The sequence below is a fragment of the Sphingomonas lutea genome, assembly GCF_014396785.1.
Lineage (GTDB): Bacteria > Pseudomonadota > Alphaproteobacteria > Sphingomonadales > Sphingomonadaceae > Sphingomicrobium > Sphingomicrobium luteum.
On record NZ_CP060718.1, the window covers coordinates 1,837,101 to 1,856,459 of the forward strand.

Below are 19,359 nucleotides of genomic sequence, written 5' to 3' on the forward strand. Positions count from 1 at the left end.
TCTATGCGGGCACGGTTGTGGGTGATTGGACAGCGCGTTTACGCTCTGCCTCGCGCAGCAGGCCGCGAGGGCCGCTATATGCGAACCGGGTCAGAGCGGCACAGCTGACGTAGAACAGTAGGAAGCCCCAGAGCGCGGCGTTTGCCGTTCCCGTAAGCTCGATTGATGAGCCATAGGCCTTCGGGATGTAGAAGGCGCCGTAGGCGGCAATGGCGGAAGTGAACCCGATCACAGCCGCCGACTCCCGCTCCGCCTGCGCCCGTCGCTGCGCTTCTGGAAGAGCCGGCTCCGTCCGGTCGACCTCGATGCGCATGATGCCGGGCACCATCTGGAAGGTTGAAGCATTGCCGACGCCGCTCGCCAGGAATAGCAGCAACACCATGGCGAAGAAGCCGGGGAAGCTGCGAGCGTCCAGGAACCAGATCATTCCAAGGATCGCGACGATCTGGACAGAGAACACCCAGAAACTTACTCGCGCCCCGCCGTATCGGTCCGAAATCCAGCCCGTGGCGGCCCGGGACAACGCTCCCAGCAGCGGACCGATGAAGGCGTATTTGAGAGCGTTTACTTCGGGGAAGACGAGCTTCGCCAGCAAGGGAAAGCCGGCCGACATACCGATGAACGTGCCAAAGGTACCGGTGTAGAGCCAGCACATCAGCCACGTGTGGATTCTGCCGAAGATCGCGGCCTGATCGGCAAAGGATGATTTGGCGCTGAGAATGTCGTTCATCCCGAACCACGCCGCGATTGCACCGGCCATGATTAGAGGGATCCATACGAACCCCGCATTCTGCATCCAGAACTGGGTTCCGTCAGAGGCGACTTGCGCCTGGCCGCCGAGGGCTCCGAACAGGCCCATGGTGATGACTACCGGGACCATGAATTGCATCAGGCTGACCCCAAGGTTCCCAAGGCCCGCATTGAGCGCCAGCGCATTTCCCTTCTCCGACTTTGGGAAGAAGAAGCTGATGTTTGCCATCGATGAAGCGAAATTGCCGCCTCCGAGCCCGCACAACAGCGCAAGGACGAGGAATAGCAGGTAAGGCGTTTCCGGATTCTGCACAGCGTAGCCGATCCCGAAGGCCGGAATCAGCAACGAGGCGGTGGAAAGGGTCGTCCACAGCCGGCCACCGAAGACCGGTACTAGGAAGGCATAGAAGATGCGCAAGGTGGCGCCCGAAAGCCCGGGCAGTGCCGCCAGCCAGAACAATTGGTCAGTCGTGAAGTCGAACCCGATGGCCGGTAGGCGCGCGACGACTACGCTCCAGACCATCCAGACGGCGAACGACAGCATTAGGCAATAAGTAGAAATCCACAAATTGCGCCGGGCTACCGCGCGACCCCGCTTGCGCCAGAAATCTGCGTCCTCGGGCCGCCAGTCTTCGATCGGGCCAGCGATGCGCGGGGGTGCCTTGATTCCAGGCTCGCCGAAGCTCCGCATCTCCGGGAGTTCCGGAACCTGCGCCTGTTCGCCGCGACCCGCCGCAGAGTGTTCCATCTGGCGAACGGCAAAGTGCATCCACGTGAGGGCCACTGAGACCAGTACGAAGAGCAGGACGAATGAACTGGTCCAGACGCCCGTCAGGTCAAGCAGCGCGCCGAATGCAAGCGGCAGGACGAACCCGCCGAGGCCGCCGATCATGCCAACGAGGCCGCCCACCGCGCCGACATGGTTCGGGTAATAAACCGGAATATGCTTGAACACCGCCGCCTTGCCGAGGCTCATGAAGAAGCCGAGCACGAAGATCGTCACCAAGAATGGAGCGAGGCTCATTTCCGTCCGGAAGGTAATCGGGCCACGAATGCCTTCGATGATGTAGGTGGTCGGCGGATAGGACAGCATGAAGGTGGTCAGCACCGAAATCCCAAACGTCACGTACAGCACGGATCGGGCGCCGTAGCGGTCCGAGAGTTTTCCGCCGTAGATCCGGAACAGGCTTGCCGGGACCGAATAGAAGGCAGCGAGCATGCCGGCCGTCTTCACGTCGAGGCCATAGACACCCATCAGATACCTGGGCAGCCACAAGGCAAGCGCCACGAAGGCGCCGAAGACAAAGAAATAATAGAGCGCGAAGCGCCAAACCTGGACATTTTTCAAGATCGCAAGCTGCGTGCTCATGCTAGCGGCCTTGCGCCCCGAACTGGCCCGCTCGAGCTGTTCCGGATCTTCTTTCGTGAGAAGCAGGAACAGGACGGCCGTGACGATCAGCGCGGCGGCCCAGACCTGCGCAACCGCCTGCCACCCCATCGCGACCATTACGAACGGGGCCAGGAACTTGGTCACCGCCGAGCCGACATTGCCGGCGCCGAAAATACCGAGCGCGAGGCCCTGCTCATTCTTCGGATAGAATTTAGACACGTAAGTAACGCCGACCGAGAACGCACCGCCCGCAATTCCCACGCCGAGCGCTGCGGTCAGCAGCTCGGCATAGGTGTCTGCATATGAGGTAAGGAAGGTCGCGATCGCGGCGAGTACCATCACTCCGGCAAAGACACGCCGGCCCCCGAACTGGTCAGCCCAGACGCCGAGGAATACGCGGGTAAGCGACCCGGTTAGAATCGGCGTGCCGACAAGCAGCCCGAACTCGGTTTCGCTCAGGCCGAGCTCTTCCTTCACGCCAAGACCGATGATCGAAAAGATCGTCCAGACGGCAAAGCAGACAGTGAAAGCAATCGTGCTCGACCAAAGTGCCTGGTTCGCGCCGCTCGCCGGCTGCTCCCTCGTTAGAACCACCACCCTTACCCCCGCCATCCGCGATTCGTGACGCAGTGCCTCTCGCAGCACGCGGTGGGGTAGCGATTGATCAGAATCATTTCGCTGCTGCTCAGCCCCCCGTCACGCTCATATGCCTCGCAACTGCAGGAGCGCCCCCGATCCTGAATTCATGCCGCCTTGGTTTGCCTGCCAAGAGCCGATCCATCAGCTCGTCGACCGCTTGAGCACCGCCGCACCGGAGTGCGTCGCGCAGCTCCACCTTTTGATCGTGGCCAAGGCAGCCGTAGACCGTGCCGGTCGCGGCGATGCGGATGCGGTTACAGCCGTCGCAGAAATTATTGGTGAGCGGCGTAATAATGCCCAGCTGCGACTGCAGCTCGGGAATGTCGAAATAGCGCGCCGGACCACCGGTCTTCTTGACCGACGGCACGAAGGTGAACTGCTGTTCCAGGCGCCGCTTGACAACGTCGAGGGGCAGATAGTGATCGGTGCGGTCCTCCTCGACCTCACCCAGCGGCATCGTCTCGATTAGCGTCAGGTCGACCGCCATCGCCGCGCACCAGCGCAGCATGTCCTCGATCTCGTCCTCGTTGATGCCGGCGAGCGCGACCACGTTGATCTTGACCGCCAGCCCGGCCGTCAGCGCCGCGTCGATCCCACGGAGCACCTGGTTCAGGTCTCCGCCGCGGGTTATGTGCGCGAACCTGTCCGGCCGCCGACTATCGAGGCTGACGTTGATCCGCCGGATTCCTGCCTCGAACAGCTCACCCGCGAACCGCTCGAGCCGAGTGCCGTTGGTCGTGAGCACCAGCTCGTCCAGGCCGGCGCCAATCCTCCTGCCTAGCGACCGGATCAGTTCCATCACACCCTTTCGGACCAAAGGCTCGCCGCCGGTCAGCCGGATCTTGCGGACCCCACGCGTGATCAGAATGTCCGCAAGCGCAGTCATTTCCTCGAACGTCAGGATTTCACGCTTGGGGAGGAACTGCATGCGCTCGGCCATGCAATATCGACAGCGCAGGTCGCAGCGGTCGGTGACCGAGAGCCGCGCATAGGTGATCCCTCGACCAAAGCTGTCAACGAGACCGACCGATTTTTCCGCCGCAAATTCACTCACGACCTGGGCCACTCCGTGCTTCCACGCCCAACGGCTATTTGGTCGCGTACGCCGCGTTGATGATCTGGATCAAGTGTGCGCCTCAATGATTCCGATAGCTCGCTCGAAATGATCGATACGCTGTCCCCTGACCTCCTTCACCGCTACGCCGAAGCACGCATACCGCGTTACACGAGCTATCCCACCGCCCCCAATTTCTCGGCCGATGTGCGTGAGGCGCAATACCGCTCGTGGCTGGCGTCGACCTGCAGCGAGAATGCTTCTCTTTACTTCCACATCCCGTTCTGCCGAGCCATGTGCTGGTACTGCGGCTGTCACACTACCCTGGCAGCGCGAGAGGCACCGGTGCTTCGCTACCTCGATTGCCTCTGCAAAGAGGTTGAGCTGGTGGCTCGCTGCACAGGCGGACCGCTGTCCGTGGGCTATGTTCACTTCGGCGGCGGCACGCCGACCTTGGTTCCTCCCGAGCAGCTGCGGTTGCTGATGGCGGACCTACGGCGTCACTATGGAATCCGGCGGGATGCCGAGATCGCGATCGAGATCGACCCCCGGACCTTGACGGGGGAAATGGCGAAGATGCTTGGCGCGTGCGGCTTTAATCGAGCCAGCCTCGGCGTGCAGAGCTTCGACCCGGCAGTTCAACGCGCGATCAACCGCGTCCAGAGCTTCGAAGAAACCGAAGCGGCGGTCCGCTTGCTGCGCAGGAACGGCATAGATCGGATCAACTTCGACCTAATCTACGGCCTTCCGCTCGAGTCAGCGGAGTCCTGCCTCGCCACCGTGGAGCAGGCGCTCGAGCTCGGCCCCGACCGGTTCGCCGTCTTCGGCTATGCCCATGTGCCTTCCTTCAAGCCGCACCAGCGCAAGATCGACGAGGCAGCATTGCCTGACTCAGAAGCGCGCTTTGCTCATTCGCGCGCCATCGCGGATGCGCTGGTCGGCGCTGGCTATATCGAGGTAGGGTTTGACCATTTTGCACTGCCCGGCGATCCGCTCGCGATCGCGGCAGCGAGCGGTGGGCTGCACAGGAACTTCCAGGGTTATACGACCGACGATGCCGACCTGTTGATCGGCTTTGGTGCGTCTGCAATCGGACGAATGCCGCAGGGCTTCGTACAGAATGAGGTTCGCATTCCGGAATACCAGAGACTGGTCAGCGGCGGCCGGCTGCCGATCGCGCGCGGTCATCGCTTCACTGGCGATGACCGAGTCCGCGCCGAAGTGATCGAACGGCTGATGTGCGATCACCGGGCCGACGTCGGCGCAATCTGCGATCGCTTCGGCGCCGATTCCAGCGGGCTGCTTGGATCGGCGGGAGGATTGGATAGGCTAGAGGGTGAAGGACTCGCAAGGCGCAGCGGCTCGGTCATCGAGGTGACCGACGCGGCTCGACCGCTGGTCCGTGTCGTGGCCGCCACCTTCGACCGGTATCTCGATGCCGGGACCACCTACTCACGCGCGATCTGACAATTCGAGCGTCGTCGTTCGCCATTGATCTCGGTCAACACGCGCGCCGCTGATCGGCGCATGGAAGCCTCCAACCATCTTCAATAGGATGCCGACATGCGTCTTACCTCCTTGGTCGCCGCCGCCACATTTGCCGCCGCCCTTACGATTCCAACGCCGGCGCTCGCCCATTGCGACGGGCTGGATGGGCCGGTTGTCGCCGCCGCCAAGAACGCGCTCCAATCCGGCAATCCCAATCCTGTTCTGATCTGGGTTCAGCCCGCCGATGAGCCTGAGATTAAGCGCGCCTTTGCTGAAGCCGAGAGGGTGAGGAAGCTCGGGCCCGAAGCCCGCGAGATGGCCGATCGCTACTTTTTCGAGACGCTCGTCCGCATTCACCGTGCTGGTGAAGGTGCTCCGTACACCGGGCTCAAGCCTGCCGGTCGCGACCTCGGTCCCGCCATACCGCTCGCAGACAACGCCGTCGCGACCGGCTCGGCTAGAGAGTTGAGCGCCTTCGCGGTGAAGGAAGTCGAGCGCGGCATCGCCGAGAAGTTCGCCGACCTCCAGAAGAAGCGGAGCTTCCAGCCCGACGAAGTCACGGCAGGACGCGCATATATCGCCAGCTATGTCACGTTCGTGCACTATGTGGAGGGCATCCACCAAGCGGTCGAAGCAGGGGCTGCCGGACATTATTCGGAAGGGCTGCCTGCGCCCGCGGAGCACCACCAATGACATCCGAACGCAACATCAGGGTGTGGGATTGGCCCCTGCGGCTCTTTCACTGGCTGCTCGTGTTCGCCATCGCCATCGCCTTCCTCTCTTCGGAAGAGGACAGCGCTCTCAACCAGTGGCACGTGCTCTCCGGATGGGTGGCGGCAGTGTTGATCGCATTCCGCCTCGTGTGGGGGTTCGTCGGCGGAGAACACAGCCGCTTCACGGACTTCATCCGCCCGGCGCGCATCGCCGAGCACATTTCTGGGCTCCTGAGCGGGCGCAGAGAAGCGTCGCTTGGTCATAATCCGCTTGGCGCGATCGCCGTAATGCTTCTTCTCGCGCTAACTGGCGCCACTGTCTGGACGGGCGCGTTCGGTGGCGAAGCGTTCGAGGATTTGCACGAGCTCATCGCCTGGATTCTCCTCGCGATGGTTGGGCTGCACGTCGCGGCTGTGATCGTAATGTCGCTGCTTGAACGAGAGAATCTTGCCCGGGCAATGGTCACCGGCAAGAAGCCGGCAGCGCGTCATCCTGATGCCGCCGACGCAAAGCCGCCGAGCGCAATTGGGCTGTTCCTCGCGTTCGCGGTTATTGCAGTGAGCGCTTACGCCATTCTCCGCTACGACCCGCAGGCATTCACGTTGCGACGCGCTGAGTCATTCGAGCACCGGGCTAACGCCGGCAGCGGGCCGTCCGCCGCTGAAGAGGAGCGCGAGCACGAGGACTGATGGTGAAAGCCTGCTTTTTGAGCGGGCATTCTTTAGCCGCATTTCGAATAGCCGCAGTCGAGGCAATTGTTGCAGCCTTCCACCTTGACCAGGGCCGACGCCCCACATTGCGGGCATCCCGGCATCCCCTTCGGCGCGGCGGAAGCGAACGCGTTGGCTGGCACTGGCTCAGGCATTAATCCGCCTAAGTGCCGCTCGACGACATCGCCGATCGCCGCAAGCAATGAGGGTACATATCGACCTTGCATCCACGCGCCGCCGCGTGGGTCGAACACGGCTTTCAGTTCCTCTGCTACGAAGGCGACATCGGGGCTGCGGCGAAACACCGCGGAAATCATCCGCGTCAGCCCAAGCGTCCAGGCATAATGCTCCATGTTCTTGGAGTTGATGAACATTTCGAACGGCCGCCGCCTGCCCTCCTGGTCGACATCGTTGATGGTCACATAGACGGCGTGCGCACTCTCCGGCCATTTGAGCTTGTAAGTCGTGCCGTGAAGCTGCTCAGCACGCGGCGCGAGCGGCGGCTCGGCAACTTCAGGCTCGGGCGTCGCCGTGGTGCCCACGCTCAGGACCGATCCCGTCACGGCATTGGGACGGTACGTGGTCAGCCCTTTGCAACCAAGATGATAGCCTTCGACATAGATGTCCGAAAACTCATCGAAGCCGATGTCCTCGGGGCAGTTGACCGTCTTGGAGATTGAGCTGTCGATCAGCGCCTGCGCGGCCGCCTGCATTGTCAAATGGTCTGACGGTGAGAGGGTCTGCGCGCTGACAAACAGCTCTGCAGGAGGCGGCGCGTCGCCCCTCAGCTCGCACCAGACTCGCATCGCATAATCTTCGACCTGCTCTTCGCGCGTCGTGCCGTCCTGCTGGCGGATCTTGCGCGCGTAACTGTACGCAAACACCGGCTCGATCCCCGACGAGACGTTGCCGGCTAGCAGCGACGTTGTGCCGGTCGGCGCGATTGAAGTCAGGCAGCCGTTACGCAAACCATGGTCCGCGATCAGTGCGCGCGTCTCCTCATCGAGATCGGCCAAGTTGGGCCGATCGAGCATCACTGCGTCGTACAGCGGGAACGATCCCTTCTCGCGAGCGAGGAGCGCCGAAGCGCGATAGGCCTCGCGCTTGATGACTCCCAGCCACTGCCGCGTTAGCGCAACCGCCTCACTGCTACCGTATGCCGCGCCGCAGAACAGCAGGGCATCGGCCAGGCCAGTAATCCCGAGGCCAATCCGCCGCTTTGCCTTTGCTTCGGCCTCCTGCTCTGGAAGCGGATACCGAGAAATGTCGATAACATTGTCGAGCATCCGCACGGCAATATGTGTCAGCCCGCCAAGCTGGGCTTCATCGAGCTTGCCCCCTTCAAACGGCCGATCGACTAGCCGCGCCAAGTTGATCGAGCCGAGCAGGCACGCGCCGTATGGCGGGAGCATTTGCTCGCCGCATGGATTGCTGGCGCTGATTGTCTCGCAATGCGCAAGATTGTTCGCGGCATTGACCCGGTCGACGAAGATGACGCCCGGCTCGGCAACATCGTAGGTCGCGCGCATAAGCCGCTCCCAAAGCTCACGCGCGCGAACCGTCCGCGCCGCCTCCCCGTTGAAGACGAGGGGCCAGTCCCCATCGCTTCCCAGCGCGGACATGAATGCGTCCGTGACCAGCACAGACAGATTGAAGTTGCGGAACCGGCCCGGATCGCGCTTCGCGTCGATAAATGCTTCGATGTCCGGATGGTCGATGCGCAAGCACCCCATCATCGCCCCGCGCCGCTGCCCCGCGGAATGGACCGTGCGGCACATCGAGTCCCAACAGTCCATGAAGGTCAGCGGCCCCGACGCGTCCGCGCCCACGCCCCGTACCAGGCTTCCCGCGGGACGGATGTTCGAAAAGTCCATGCCGACCCCGCCCCCCTGCTGCATGGTCAGCGCCGCCTGCTTCAGATGCTCGAAAATCCCATCCAGGCTGTCCGGAATGGTCCCCATGACAAAGCAGTTGAACAGCGTGACGCTCCGCTCCGTGCCTGCCCCGGCAAGAACCCGGCCGGCCGGGATGAAGCGCATGTCGGCGACGGCGTCGCGGAACCGCGCTTCCCACTTCTCCCGCAGTTCCGGGGCCTCCGCCAGCGCCACGGCCCGAGCGACCCGCTCGGCGGTTTCCACGAAGCTCCGATCGCCTTCTCCCTCGCGCGGAGCAAAGCGGTACTTGACCGTCCAGATCTCTTCCGCAAGCGCCAAGTCGAACATCTGCCCCCTCCCACATGTTGCGGGGAGATCGTGGCAGGCCACAAGATGCTGCGATTGATCTAGCGCAATTCGCTAGCCGGCCGCACTTTCGCCGAGCCGCGGGCCGAACAGCATCGGACCGTAAGCGACCAGAAACAGCAGGAACGCGCCAATCCACGCCGCGCCCGCAATCTCCATCCCGAGCCGATAGTCGATGAGCCCGAGTGGAGCCGTCACCCGCAACAGCGCCCCAACAGTCACGAGCGCATAGGCCGCCTGCGTCACCGCACCAGCGCGAAGTTCGCGGCCAGTGTGGCCGAGCGTCGCCCGGCTCATCACCGCGAGGATCATCGTCGCCATCGCCCCCGCCGTCAGCGCATGGACCGCCGCGGATCGCGGCACCGGCTCGCCGAAATCGACCGCCGCAAGCAAGGCCAGACCAATCGGCACCCAGGCATAGCCAACGTGAAGGATGAGCACGAGCGGATCTGCCAGCGTCCTCCACCCTTTCCAGCGCGCCAAGCGAAGCGCCTGCCCAGCCGCCGCGGTTGCGAACAGCGCGCCGGTGAACCAGCCCGGAGGCGCCGTGATCCAGGCGAGGAAGGCCAGGGCCGTCAGTAAGATGACACCGAGATCAAATCGGTTCGGCTGAAGCGGAAGGCTTTCACGAACGCCCTGCTTGGCCAGCCAATTGCGGGTGAACGACGGGACGATCCGGCCGCCGATAAGCGAAATGAGGACGATCACCAGGGCGACAGCACATTTCCAAGCGAGGTCCGGATCCATCAACCCCGCCGCACCGGCATGGTCGAAGCCGTTCACGACTCCGAACAGCAAGACGAGCCCGACGACCGGCAGATTACGGTTGCCGGCCTGCAGTACTTCCCGAGCACCGACGAACGCTAGCAGAAGGAAGAAGCCGACGTCGATCGCCGCCGCCAGCCACGCTCCCGCTACGGCGGAAAAAAGCACGGCCACCCGCCCCGCGAGCCAGAAAGCGAACAGGGCGGCCAGCGGCGTGCCAGCGATCGGAAGACGCCCGGTCCAGTTCGGGATCGCGGTCAGCAGGAAGCCCGCGATCACCGCCCCGACAAAGCCAAACAGCATTTCGTGCCGGTGCCAGGTGAGTGCATCGAACGCGGAGGGCACGCTCGCGCCTGTGGCCAGGACCACGAGCCAGACGGACAGCGCCACGATCGCCCAGGCGGCCCCGCCCAAGAAGAACGGTCGAAAGCCGCCGCGCAGGAATGCGGGCGCCGCCGCCATCCGCTCCTTCCTCAATGCCAACATCAATTCGCCGCGGGTCTGCACATGTACCTCCATCCAATCGGCCGACCAGTGCCGCCCCGCCGGTCGCCGGCTTTTGATCTACGTCAAATCACCTGGTTGGGCTGCGCTTACGATTCACCCCCATAAGAGGAGAACAAGTTCATGCGTCGCATCGATCAAGCCAAGCTTATTGCTTCTGAAGAGGTCGTCGAAAGCCCGACCGCGCGCGCCTGCCAGGATCAGAGTTTCGAGCTGCCAACCGGCGTCTATGTCGCTATGGCGCTCATGTTCGCCGGCTTCGTCACGGTGCTCGCCTTCGCGTTTCACGGCAGCATGGCGGTGTCTTACGGAGTGATTTTCACCTTCCTAACCGCCTTTTTTGCAATCCCGGCGATTTTTCCTCGCATGGCGCGCGAACCCCGCTCCCAGCCACTGCAATGGAACCAGTTTCTTTCGCGCGGAATCGAGACTGCCACCGGGCACACAAGCGCGGCCTCAGCCACGGTTCTGGTGCTTACCTTGCCGTTCTTGATTTTGTGCTTTGCCGTTGCAATCGCGACGATCAACGCTCTCGTTTGACACAATCAGCTCGATCAAATGGTCAGTGCTCCCAGCGCGACGGCGACGGCGTGGGCTGCGAGCGATGATTTGGCGCGCCGAGCGTGCTACCCAATGCGCTTTGTGACCAAGGTTGCGATTGCGCTCGTCGCGTCGAATTTCCTGCCGCCTGGAAAGGCGGGCGCGCAAGTGGTCCAGCACGGAACAACATTCACCTGTACGCCCATCGCGGTGTGGGACGGCGACGGCCCGATTTGGTGCGCTGAGGGACAGAAAGTCCGCATTGCCGGCGTTGCCGCGCGGGAACTGGATGGGACTTGCCGATCACGCCAGCCCTGCCCGCCGGTCAAGCGATCGACGCGCGCGACCGGCTTGTGCGGTTGCTGGGCGGGCCCCGGGGCGTCCGGCCCGAAGGCCACGTCCGTGTATCCGCAAGCCCCATGACCTGTGTCAGCGAGGGATCCGCCGGCGGCTCAAGGACGGCCGCTTGGTGCCGCTCGCGCGCAGTGTCGGCGACCTGTCGTGCGCCGTGTGCAAGCTGGCGGTGCCGTCCGCTGGCCGCGTTATTGGAAGGGGCACACATGCTGAAGGACGCGGAGAGACGGCCAAAGCCCCTCCCCCCCGTCGTGACGCACATGTTGTGAAAAGTATTTTGGATACGCTTCAAAACCGCGAAACACGCGTCAAACAGCGCGGATAGGGCTGCTTTTAGTACCGGTGGCGAAATGCGAAAATGATGACTTTGGCACGACAGCCGCTGACCGCGTGTCACTCATGACAAATGGCGTAAAATGTCCTGGGTGCTTAATGTCAGCTTTCGACCCATTGCGGACATTAGCAGATTGGCGTCGCTACGTGTAAGACACTGCATGGCTGAACTTTAAATCTGGCCAAGGTCTGCCTCGACGGGCCGAGTATTCGGAGTTTTAGCCAATGTCAGGGACCAGTTCATCCTCCAGAGAGGCCGCGCGGATTGCAGCCGTACGGCGGTACGACATTCTGGACAGTCCACCCGATGGGGCGTTCGATCGTATTACGGCGCTGGCTGCTCGCAGATTTGCGGTTCCAATTGCGATCATCAGCATCGTCGATGCGGACCGGATCTGGTTCAAGTCGCATCATGGGTTGCCGGTTCATCAGATCGACCGTGAGCCCGGGCTGTGCGCCTCGGCCATTCTGGGCGACACGCCCTATCTGATCGAGGACGCACGGAAAGATCCGCGATCGTTGGCGAACCCGCTCGTCGCAGGGGACTTCGGCTTACGCTTCTATGCTGCCGTTCCTCTCACCACCGACGATGGTCACAACCTTGGCACCTTATGCGTAATCGACAAAGAACCTCGCCCGATCGAACCTGACCAGATCGAGGATTTGAAGGATCTTGCCTCGATCGTGATGGATCAGCTCGAGCTTGGCCTGTCGGCCCGGCACGCGGTGGGTAAGGCGAACCTGATGGCGAAGGAGATCGATCACCGGGTAATGAACAGTCTTCAGTTCGTTTCTGGCTTACTCTCGATGCAAAGCCGATCACTCGGAGAGGGCAGGGCCGCCGTTCACCTTGAGCTAGCGGCTCAACGCGTTGCTGCGGTCGCTCAAGTTCATCGCCACTTTTATGCAGGCGCAGCGGTTGAGGTTTCGTGCGTCGACTACCTGCGGCGACTTTGCGGAGATCTGGCGTCCATCCTTGATCGAGAAGTCGTCGTTGAGGGCGATGAGGAAATGGTCCCGGCGGCTTCAATTCAATCCATTGGATTGATCACGAACGAGCTTGTGACGAATGCCGCCAAACATGGCGCCGGCCGAATCGAGGTTGGCTTCCGAGTGTCGGGCAACACGAACCGGCTCATAGTCTGCGACGAAGGATGTGGTCTGCCTTCAGGCTTCGATCCGCTCTCAGCAAACACCGGTCTCGGAATGCGGGTAATCACTACCTTGGTGAAGCAAATCAAAGGCACGGTAGAAGCGGGTCCGCGAGCGGGCGGGATCGGAGCTTGTTTCACCGTACAGTTCCCGCGCGCCGCGTAACGTCTGTTTTCCACCCAAAGCAGACATTGAGCCCGCTTGCGTGCCAGTACGATTTTCATCCTCATCCGGGGCTTCAGTCCGCAAATTGCGGAACGAAGTGCGGAACGGTAATCGGAAATTGAGCTAGTGTTGGCTGGGGCGGCAGGATTCGAACCTGCGAATGCCGGTACCAAAAACCGGTGCCTTACCACTTGGCGACGCCCCAGCAGGCGCCCGTCTGGCGGGAGAAACGCGGCTTATAGCCGCCGCGCCGCGCAAGAAAAGGGCACATGGTTGTGACTTGAAGGCAGCGCAACGGGCGGCGATGTTCCCCGAATGAGCCAGATCATCCGCGACTTCCATGCGCATATCTATTTCGATCCCGAACAACTGGCCGAAGCGCAGGCGCTCGGCGCCGCCGCGCGCGACCGCTTCGGGGTTCCCGTCGGCCATTTCCACGTCCGCCCCGTCGGCCCGCATCCGCGGGGCAGCTGCCAGCTGACGGTCCAGCCAGAGCAATGGGGCGAATTCTCGCAATGGATCGCCCTCAACCGCCGCGGGCTGACGATCTTCGCGCACACCTCGACCGGCGACGATCGCGCCGACCATACGGAGAATGTCATTTGGTTCGGTCCGAGCGAGCCGCTCAACCTCGCCATGTTTGATTAAGCGTTGGGGATGCGCCCGTTGACCAGGTCGTCGTAATCCTTGGCCAGCTGGCGCGACAAGTCGCCAACCTCGAAATTCCAAGGGCCCACTTCGCGGATAAACGTCACCTCGGCCGCGCTGCCGGTGATGAACATCTGCTCGAAGCTTTCCAGCTCCTCGGGCCAGATCGCGCGCTCGGTCACCTCGATCCCGCGATTGCGCGCCAGGTCCATCACCGTGCGGCGCGTGATCCCGTCGAGGAAACAGTCAGGCGTCGGCGTATGGATCGCACCGTCGCGCACGAAGAATGCATTGGCGCCGGTCGCTTCGGCAACTTGCCCGCGCCAGTCGAACATGATGGCATCGTCATATCCGCGCGCCTCGGCCTGCTGCCGGGCAAGCGTGCAGATCATGTACAGGCCACTCGCCTTGCTGTGCACCGGCGCGGTGTAGGGTGCCGGGCGCCGCCACTTCGAAATGTCGAGCCGCAGCCCCTTGGCGGCAATCTCCGCCGGGAAATATTTGCCCCAGTCCCAGGCGGCGATGGCGACGTGGCACTGCGTCCCCCGCGCAGTGACGCCCATTTGCTCCGACCCGCGCCACGCGACGGGGCGCATGTAGGCATCGACCAGATTGTTCGCCTTGATCACGTCGTTGCAGGCGGCATTCAGCTGTTCGACGCTGTAGGGGATTTCCATGCCGAGCAATTGGGCGCTCTTGTGCAACCGCTCGCTATGCTCGTTCAGCTTGAAGATTTCTCCGCCATAGGCGCGCTGCCCTTCGAACACCGATGAGGCATAATGCAACGCGTGGGTCAGGACGTGGATCTGCGCATCGCCCCACGGCACCAACTTGCCGTCGAGCCAGATCCATCCCTCACGGTCGTCGAAGGGGCGCTGCTCTGCCATTCAATGTCCTGCCGTCGTTGCTGGAGCGCGCCTAGGCGAGCCCCGCTTATTCGGCAAGCGAACCGGACTTTGCCTCGGCGGCAAGCGCTGCGCCGCGCCGCGCCGCGGCCTCGATGGTGCGAATGACCAGGTCGCGCAATTCCGGATCGAGCACCGCAAGCCCCGCCTCGGTTGTGCCGTTGGGGCTGGCAACGCGCCGCGCGACATCGGCCGCATCTTCACCCGTCGTCGCCTGCATCCACGCCGTGCCGAGCACCGTTTCCAGCGCAATCGTGCCCGCGATTTCGCGCGTCAGCCCGCGTTCGACGCCGGCGTCCGAAAGCGCACCAATGAATCGCGCGACATAAGCCGGGCCAGCACCCGCTACCGCGCCAATCGCGGCGAACTTGGCTTCGTCCGCGGCCCACATGGCGAAGCCGAGCGCCGCGAACAGATCGCCGAGCATGCGCTGCGAATCGGGGTCGAGCGGCTCGCCGTACAGCGCCGTAACCCCGCGCCGGATGGCGACTGGCAGGTTGGGCATGGCCCGAACGATCTTGCCGGCGTTTGAGAAGCGTTCGCGCAGGGACTGCACCTCGACTCCGGCGAGCAATGACACCACTGTCGATTGGGAGGTAAGCCACGGGTTGAGCGCGGGCCCGACTTCGCCGAGCTTCTGCGGCTTGAACGCGAGCACGACGAGTTGCGGCGCAAGCCCGGCATCGTCGAATTTCTGCACGGTGCGCATGCCGGGTACTGGCGTCCCGCTAGGCCGGATGACGACGGCGCTGGACAGGTCGATGCCTGCCGTCCGCCAGCCTTCGACGATCGCCCCGCCCATATTGCCGCAGCCGACGAACCAGGTCGGAACGGGAAGTTCGGGAACGGCCATCAGGCTTCGCCGTGCGTGTCGATCAGGGCGGCGGCGATGGCTTCGCCCGGCGCTTTGCCGCCCCACAGTACGAATTGGAACACGGGATAGAAGCGCTCGCATTCCTCGACCGCGGCCTCAGCGATGGCCTCAGCCTGCTCAAGGCTCAGCCCCTCGTCCTCGCGCGCGTCGAGGATGGTTGAATGGCGAAACACGACCAGGCCCGAGCCCGACCACATCTCGAAGTGCCCGAGCCACAATTGCTCGTTGATCAGGCTTAGCGCTTCGAAAATGGCGCTGCGTTTTTCGGCCGCGACCTTGATATCTGGGAAGGCGAGGAATTGCAGGACTTGGTCTTCGGGCCGCCACACGCCGCGCAGTTCATACTGTGCCCAGCTGCCCGTGGCCGAGGCCACAATCTCGCCCTCGCCGGTACGCTCGCACGCCCAGCCGCGCGCCTCGAAATATTGTTCGAGAACCTCAATCGGCGCGCCGTCGTCGCGCTCTTCGGTCACCTGTTCCTCGCTCAGGATCAGGCCCCGGGGCCCGGCTTGGGCTTGGCGGCTTTCTTCGGGGCGGCGGCAGCGCTGACCCCTTTGGCTTCAAGCGCGGCGATGCGCGCTCTGAGCGCCTCATTCTCGTCGCGCGCGGCGGCGGCCATCGCCTTGACCGCTTCAAATTCATCGCGGCCAACAAAATCCTGCCCGCCAATCCATTCGCGGAATTTCTCGCGCGCCGAGCCTTCGGCTTCGCGGCCCATGCCGGCCATCGTGCCGGCAAAGCCGTTCACCATCTTCACGAAGTCGTCGAACATCCTGTTCTCGGACTGCATAGGAATATCCTCCGCTATCGCGGCGGAAATAGGGGGTCGCCGCACCTTCTGCCACCCTTCGGCGGCAGACTATCCCCAGCTATCTTCAGCCAAACAGGGCCGTTCCGGCACCGTGATTGAGATCCTCGATCGCCGAATTCAGGGTCGCGGCGAAGATCAGCCACGCAAGGTACGGGATCAGCAGCAACCCGGCCGTCCGACGCAAACGCAGGAACTGGCCCGCGGCTCCCGCGGCAACCACGGCCATGACGAAGATGACATATTTGGCCAGCGTGATGTCATGTGCCGCGAAGAAGATCGGTGACCAGGCGAAATTCATTGCAAGCTGGACGAAAAAAAGGACGAGCCCGGTTCGACGCCGCTGCGACGGCGGCTCCGACAAGACCATTGCCAGCGCCACGCCCATCAACGCGTAGAGAATTGGCCAGACCAGGCCGAACGCCCAGCCCGGCGGCATGAAGAACGGCTTCCGAAGACCGTCGAACCAATCATTGCCGTAGCCGCTGTTCGACAGCCAGCCGCTGGCCGAGCCTAGCAAGACGATCAGCGGGACCGTGACGATCGCGATCCTCGACCAGCTTCGCGTGCGTGCGGCATCAACCATCTTTTTCCGCTCCAAGCAGGAATTCGATATTGCCCTCGGGCCCAGTAATCGGGCTTTGGACCACGCCAAGCACGCGCCACCCCTGCCCTTCAACCCAGCCTTTGGCCTCGGCGCAAACGCGCGCGTGGACCGCCGGGTCCCGCACCACCCCGCCCTTGCCGACCTCGCCACGTCCCGCCTCGAACTGCGGCTTGACCAGCGCCACAAGGTGCGCACCCGCCCTGGCGAGCCGGAGCGGCGCTTCGAGCACCTTCGCAAGCCCGATGAAGCTGGCGTCGCACACAACGATGTCGATCGCTTCCGGAATCTGCTCTCCGGTCAGGTGGCGCGCATTGGTCTGCTCCAGCACAATGACTCGATCGTCCTGCCGAAGTTTCCACGCGAGCTGGTTCGTCCCGACATCCACCGCATAGACTCGCGCCGCGCCGCGCGAGAGCAGCACATCGGTAAACCCGCCGGTCGAACTGCCGACGTCGAGCGCGATGGCGCCGATGACGTCGATCCCGAAATGGCTCAGCCCATGATCGAGCTTGATGCCCCCTCGCGACACCCACGGATGGTCCTTGCCCCGCACCTCGAGCGCCGCATCCTCGGCTAGCAGGTCGCCCGCCTTGGCGATCTTCCGCTCCCCGGAGAAGACCGCGCCCGCCATGATCAGCGCCTGCGCCCGCGTCCGGCTATCAGCGAGCCCGCGAGCGACAAGAAGCTGGTCGACGCGGAGCTTGGCTACGCCAGTGCCTCCTCGACCCCCACGCTGTTGGAGCGCAGCGCCTTCAGCACCGTGTCGACGATGTGCGGCGCATTGAGGCCGGCTTCCTCATATTGCTTGTCGGGCTTGTCATGATCCTGGAAGCGGTCGGGCAGACGCAGCGTGCGGATCTTGAGGCCGCCGTCGAGCAGCCCCTCGTCGCTGGCGAGCGTCAGCACGTGCGCGCCTAACCCACCGATCGACGCTTCCTCGATCGTCACCACAACGTCGTGCGTGGTCATCAGCCGGCGGATCAGCGCGACGTCGAGCGGCTTGGCGAAGCGCAGATCGGCGATGGTCGTCGACAGCCCCTTGGCCTCGAGCTCGTCGGCGGCCTTCTCGGCTTCCGCCAGGCGCGTGCCGAGCGACAGGATGGCAACCGTCTTGCCTTCGCGGATGATGCGGCCCTTGCCGATCACCAGCGGCTCGGGGTCGGCGGGCAGCGGCACGCCGCGACCCTCGCCTCGCGGATAGCGCACCGCGATCGGTCCGCTGTCATGCTGCTGCATGGTCTTCACCATATGCGCCAGCTCGGCCTCGTCCGACGGCGCCATGACAATGAAATTGGGCAAGGTGCAGAGGTAAGCAAGGTCGAAGCTGCCGGCGTGGGTCGCGCCGTCGGCGCCGACCAGTCCCGCGCGGTCCATCGCGAAGCGTACCGGCAAATTCTGAATGGCGACATCGTGGACGACCTGGTCGTAGGCGCGCTGCAGGAAGGTCGAGTAAATGGCGACGAACGGACGCATGCCCTGGGCCGCGAGGCCGGCAGCGAAGGTCACGCCATGCTGCTCGGCAATGCCGACGTCGAAGGCGCGGTCGGGATGCGCGGCGGCGAACTTGTCGACCCCGGTGCCCGACGGCATCGCCGCAGTGATGGCAACGATCTTGTCATCCCTATCGGCCAGCTTGGCGAGCGTTTCGCCGAACACATTCTGGTAGGAGGGAGGTCCGCCGCCCGCGCCCTTGTCCTGCTTGCCCGACACGACATCGAACTTGACCACGCCATGATATTTGTCGGCGCTGCTTTCGGCCGGGCCGTAGCCCTTGCCCTTCTGAGTCACGACATGCACGAGCATTGGGCCGATGTTGGCGTCGCGGACATTTTCGAGAACTTCGACCAAAGCGTTCACGTCGTGCCCGTCGACCGGGCCGACATAATAGAAGCCCAGTTCCTCGAACAACGTCCCGCCGGTGACCCAGCCGCGGACATATTCCTCGGTCCGCTCGGCGAAGCGCTGGACGGTCTCGGGCATCTTGCTGGCGAGCTTTGCGGCAAGCGCGCGCGGCGTCAGATATTTCTGCGAGCTGACCAGCCGCGCGAGGCTGTTGCGCAAGCTGCCCACCGGCGGGGCGATCGACATGTCATTGTCGTTGAGGATGACGATCAGCCGGTTGCCTGCGGCCTCGGCGTTGTTCATCGCCTCATAGGCCATGCCCGCGCTCATCGCGCCGTCGCCGATCACCGCGATCGCGCGACCTGGCTTGTTCGACAGCTTGTTGGCGATGGCGAAGCCAAGCGCGGCGGAGATCGAAGTCGAGCTGTGCGCGGCACCGAACGGGTCATATTCGCTCTCGCTACGCTTGGTGAAGCCACTGAGGCCCCCGCCCTGCCGAAGCGTGCGGATACGGTCGCGGCGGCCGGTGACGATCTTGTGCGGATAGGCCTGGTGGCCGACGTCCCAAATCAATTTGTCGTCGGGCGTGTCGAACACATAGTGCGCGGCAACGGTCAGCTCGACCACGCCAAGGCCTGCGCCCAGGTGCCCGCCGGTCACGGACACCGCCGAAATCATCTCCTGCCGAAGCTCATCGGCAAGCTGGGGCAGGTCGTCCTTGTCGAGGGCGCGGATGTCGGCGGGATAGCGGACCCTGTCGAGCAGGGGGGTGTGCGGTCGGTCGTTCATCGGGCGGGGACATTAAGGGCCACGGGCGCGGAAGTCATCAACCTGCCCCAAGGCCTGTACGATTTCAGAGATTGCTCAGAGGAAGCTC

At 63.4% G+C, this 19,359-nt stretch carries 16 protein-coding genes, 1 tRNA gene and 1 pseudogene; 6 read left to right on the top strand and 12 right to left on the bottom strand.

From position 1 onward, the window contains the following. Position 1: 1 nt before the first annotated feature. Both H9L13_RS09515 and moaA read right to left on the bottom strand, forming a co-directional pair. Entirely contained in the window at positions 2-2,785 is a 2,784-nt protein-coding gene (locus H9L13_RS09515) for a nitrate/nitrite transporter (protein ID WP_223176443.1), read from the bottom strand. A gap of 40 nt (positions 2,786-2,825) precedes the next feature. Then, the gene (gene moaA, locus H9L13_RS09520) at positions 2,826-3,833 is read right to left on the bottom strand and encodes a GTP 3',8-cyclase MoaA (RefSeq protein ID WP_187537482.1); all 1,008 of its coding nucleotides are present in this window, start codon (positions 3,831-3,833) and stop codon (positions 2,826-2,828) included. Positions 3,834-3,941: 108 nt separating this feature from the next. Between moaA and hemN the strand changes: the two genes are divergently transcribed. The 3 genes from hemN (at position 3,942) to H9L13_RS09535 (ending at position 6,724) form a co-directional block, all read left to right on the top strand. Further along, positions 3,942-5,300, top strand: coding sequence for an oxygen-independent coproporphyrinogen III oxidase (gene hemN / locus H9L13_RS09525; protein ID WP_223176444.1), 1,359 nt, complete (start codon positions 3,942-3,944; stop codon positions 5,298-5,300). Between the two features lie 111 nt (positions 5,301-5,411). After that, positions 5,412-6,014, top strand: a complete 603-nt coding sequence (locus H9L13_RS09530; protein WP_187537483.1) for a DUF6448 family protein — start codon at positions 5,412-5,414, stop codon at positions 6,012-6,014. Next, positions 6,011-6,724, top strand: a complete 714-nt coding sequence (locus H9L13_RS09535) for a cytochrome b/b6 domain-containing protein (protein WP_187537484.1) — start codon at positions 6,011-6,013, stop codon at positions 6,722-6,724. The genes H9L13_RS09530 and H9L13_RS09535 overlap by 4 nt, the downstream gene beginning before the upstream one ends. Before the next feature lie 32 nt (positions 6,725-6,756). On the opposite strand, the gene H9L13_RS09540 is transcribed toward H9L13_RS09535, so the two are convergent. Together H9L13_RS09540 and H9L13_RS09545 are read right to left on the bottom strand one after the other, a co-directional pair. Next, positions 6,757-8,967, bottom strand: a complete 2,211-nt coding sequence (locus H9L13_RS09540; protein ID WP_187537485.1) for an adenosylcobalamin-dependent ribonucleoside-diphosphate reductase — start codon at positions 8,965-8,967, stop codon at positions 6,757-6,759. 72 nt (positions 8,968-9,039) lie between these two features. Further along, on the bottom strand, positions 9,040-10,257 hold the full coding sequence (locus tag H9L13_RS09545) for an NnrS family protein (protein ID WP_223176445.1): 1,218 nt from the start codon (positions 10,255-10,257) through the stop codon (positions 9,040-9,042). A 120-nt stretch (positions 10,258-10,377) separates the two neighbouring features. Between H9L13_RS09545 and H9L13_RS09550 the strand changes: the two genes are divergently transcribed. Together H9L13_RS09550 and H9L13_RS09555 are read left to right on the top strand one after the other, a co-directional pair. Then, complete coding sequence (locus H9L13_RS09550) at positions 10,378-10,794, top strand: hypothetical protein (RefSeq protein ID WP_187537486.1); 417 nt, start codon at positions 10,378-10,380, stop codon at positions 10,792-10,794. Positions 10,795-11,706: 912 nt separating this feature from the next. Beyond that, positions 11,707-12,798 carry a sensor histidine kinase gene (locus H9L13_RS09555; protein WP_187537487.1) on the top strand — a complete coding sequence of 364 codons (1,092 nt, stop codon included), beginning with the start codon at positions 11,707-11,709 and terminating at the stop codon, positions 12,796-12,798. 130 nt (positions 12,799-12,928) lie between these two features. On the opposite strand, the gene H9L13_RS09560 is transcribed toward H9L13_RS09555, so the two are convergent. Continuing rightward, a tRNA-Gln gene (locus H9L13_RS09560) sits at positions 12,929-13,003 on the bottom strand. A 110-nt stretch (positions 13,004-13,113) separates the two neighbouring features. Between H9L13_RS09560 and H9L13_RS09565 the strand changes: the two genes are divergently transcribed. Beyond that, entirely contained in the window at positions 13,114-13,446 is a 333-nt protein-coding gene (locus H9L13_RS09565; RefSeq protein WP_187537488.1) for a DOPA 4,5-dioxygenase family protein, read from the top strand. Here the strand turns inward: H9L13_RS09565 and H9L13_RS09570 are convergent. The 7 genes and pseudogenes from H9L13_RS09570 to dxs form a co-directional block, all read right to left on the bottom strand. After that, on the bottom strand, positions 13,443-14,333 hold the full coding sequence (locus H9L13_RS09570; RefSeq protein WP_187537489.1) for a branched-chain amino acid aminotransferase: 891 nt from the start codon (positions 14,331-14,333) through the stop codon (positions 13,443-13,445). The genes H9L13_RS09565 and H9L13_RS09570 overlap by 4 nt on opposite strands. A gap of 46 nt (positions 14,334-14,379) precedes the next feature. Continuing rightward, positions 14,380-15,204 carry a pyrroline-5-carboxylate reductase family protein gene (locus H9L13_RS09575; protein ID WP_187537490.1) on the bottom strand — a complete coding sequence of 275 codons (825 nt, stop codon included), beginning with the start codon at positions 15,202-15,204 and terminating at the stop codon, positions 14,380-14,382. Continuing rightward, positions 15,204-15,716 carry a type III secretion system chaperone family protein gene (locus H9L13_RS09580; protein ID WP_408022134.1) on the bottom strand — a complete coding sequence of 171 codons (513 nt, stop codon included), beginning with the start codon at positions 15,714-15,716 and terminating at the stop codon, positions 15,204-15,206. Before H9L13_RS09580 ends, H9L13_RS09575 begins: the two co-directional genes overlap by 1 nt. After that, entirely contained in the window at positions 15,716-16,015 is a 300-nt protein-coding gene (locus H9L13_RS09585) for an accessory factor UbiK family protein (RefSeq protein WP_187537491.1), read from the bottom strand. The genes H9L13_RS09580 and H9L13_RS09585 overlap by 1 nt, the downstream gene beginning before the upstream one ends. 85 nt (positions 16,016-16,100) lie before the next feature. After that, positions 16,101-16,619: a TspO/MBR family protein gene (locus tag H9L13_RS09590; protein WP_187537492.1), complete on the bottom strand. Its 519-nt coding sequence runs from the start codon at positions 16,617-16,619 to the stop codon at positions 16,101-16,103. After that, positions 16,612-17,349 (bottom strand): annotated as a pseudogene (locus H9L13_RS09595) (TlyA family RNA methyltransferase); the annotation flags it as partial. The pseudogene H9L13_RS09595 and the gene H9L13_RS09590, both read right to left, overlap by 8 nt. Next, positions 17,346-19,271, bottom strand: a complete 1,926-nt coding sequence (gene dxs, locus H9L13_RS09600) for a 1-deoxy-D-xylulose-5-phosphate synthase (RefSeq protein WP_187537493.1) — start codon at positions 19,269-19,271, stop codon at positions 17,346-17,348. The pseudogene H9L13_RS09595 and the gene dxs, both read right to left, overlap by 4 nt. Between the last annotated feature and the right edge of the window lie 88 nt (positions 19,272-19,359).

Bases quoted from the DNA above. Each gene is read 5' to 3' on its own strand.
- H9L13_RS09565 (WP_187537488.1), top strand. From the start codon at position 13,114: ATGAGCCAGATCATCCGCGACTTCCATGCGCATATCTATTTCGATCCC.
- hemN (WP_223176444.1), top strand. From the start codon at position 3,942: ATGATCGATACGCTGTCCCCTGACCTCCTTCACCGCTACGCCGAAGCA.
- H9L13_RS09555 (WP_187537487.1), top strand. From the start codon at position 11,707: ATGTCAGGGACCAGTTCATCCTCCAGAGAGGCCGCGCGGATTGCAGCC.
- H9L13_RS09550 (WP_187537486.1), top strand. From the start codon at position 10,378: ATGCGTCGCATCGATCAAGCCAAGCTTATTGCTTCTGAAGAGGTCGTC.
- H9L13_RS09575 (WP_187537490.1), bottom strand. From the start codon at position 15,204: ATGGCCGTTCCCGAACTTCCCGTTCCGACCTGGTTCGTCGGCTGCGGC.
- H9L13_RS09590 (WP_187537492.1), bottom strand. From the start codon at position 16,619: ATGGTTGATGCCGCACGCACGCGAAGCTGGTCGAGGATCGCGATCGTC.
- H9L13_RS09585 (WP_187537491.1), bottom strand. From the start codon at position 16,015: ATGCAGTCCGAGAACAGGATGTTCGACGACTTCGTGAAGATGGTGAAC.
- H9L13_RS09535 (WP_187537484.1), top strand. From the start codon at position 6,011: ATGACATCCGAACGCAACATCAGGGTGTGGGATTGGCCCCTGCGGCTC.
- H9L13_RS09570 (WP_187537489.1), bottom strand. From the start codon at position 14,333: ATGGCAGAGCAGCGCCCCTTCGACGACCGTGAGGGATGGATCTGGCTC.
- H9L13_RS09540 (WP_187537485.1), bottom strand. From the start codon at position 8,967: ATGTTCGACTTGGCGCTTGCGGAAGAGATCTGGACGGTCAAGTACCGC.
- dxs (WP_187537493.1), bottom strand. From the start codon at position 19,271: ATGAACGACCGACCGCACACCCCCCTGCTCGACAGGGTCCGCTATCCC.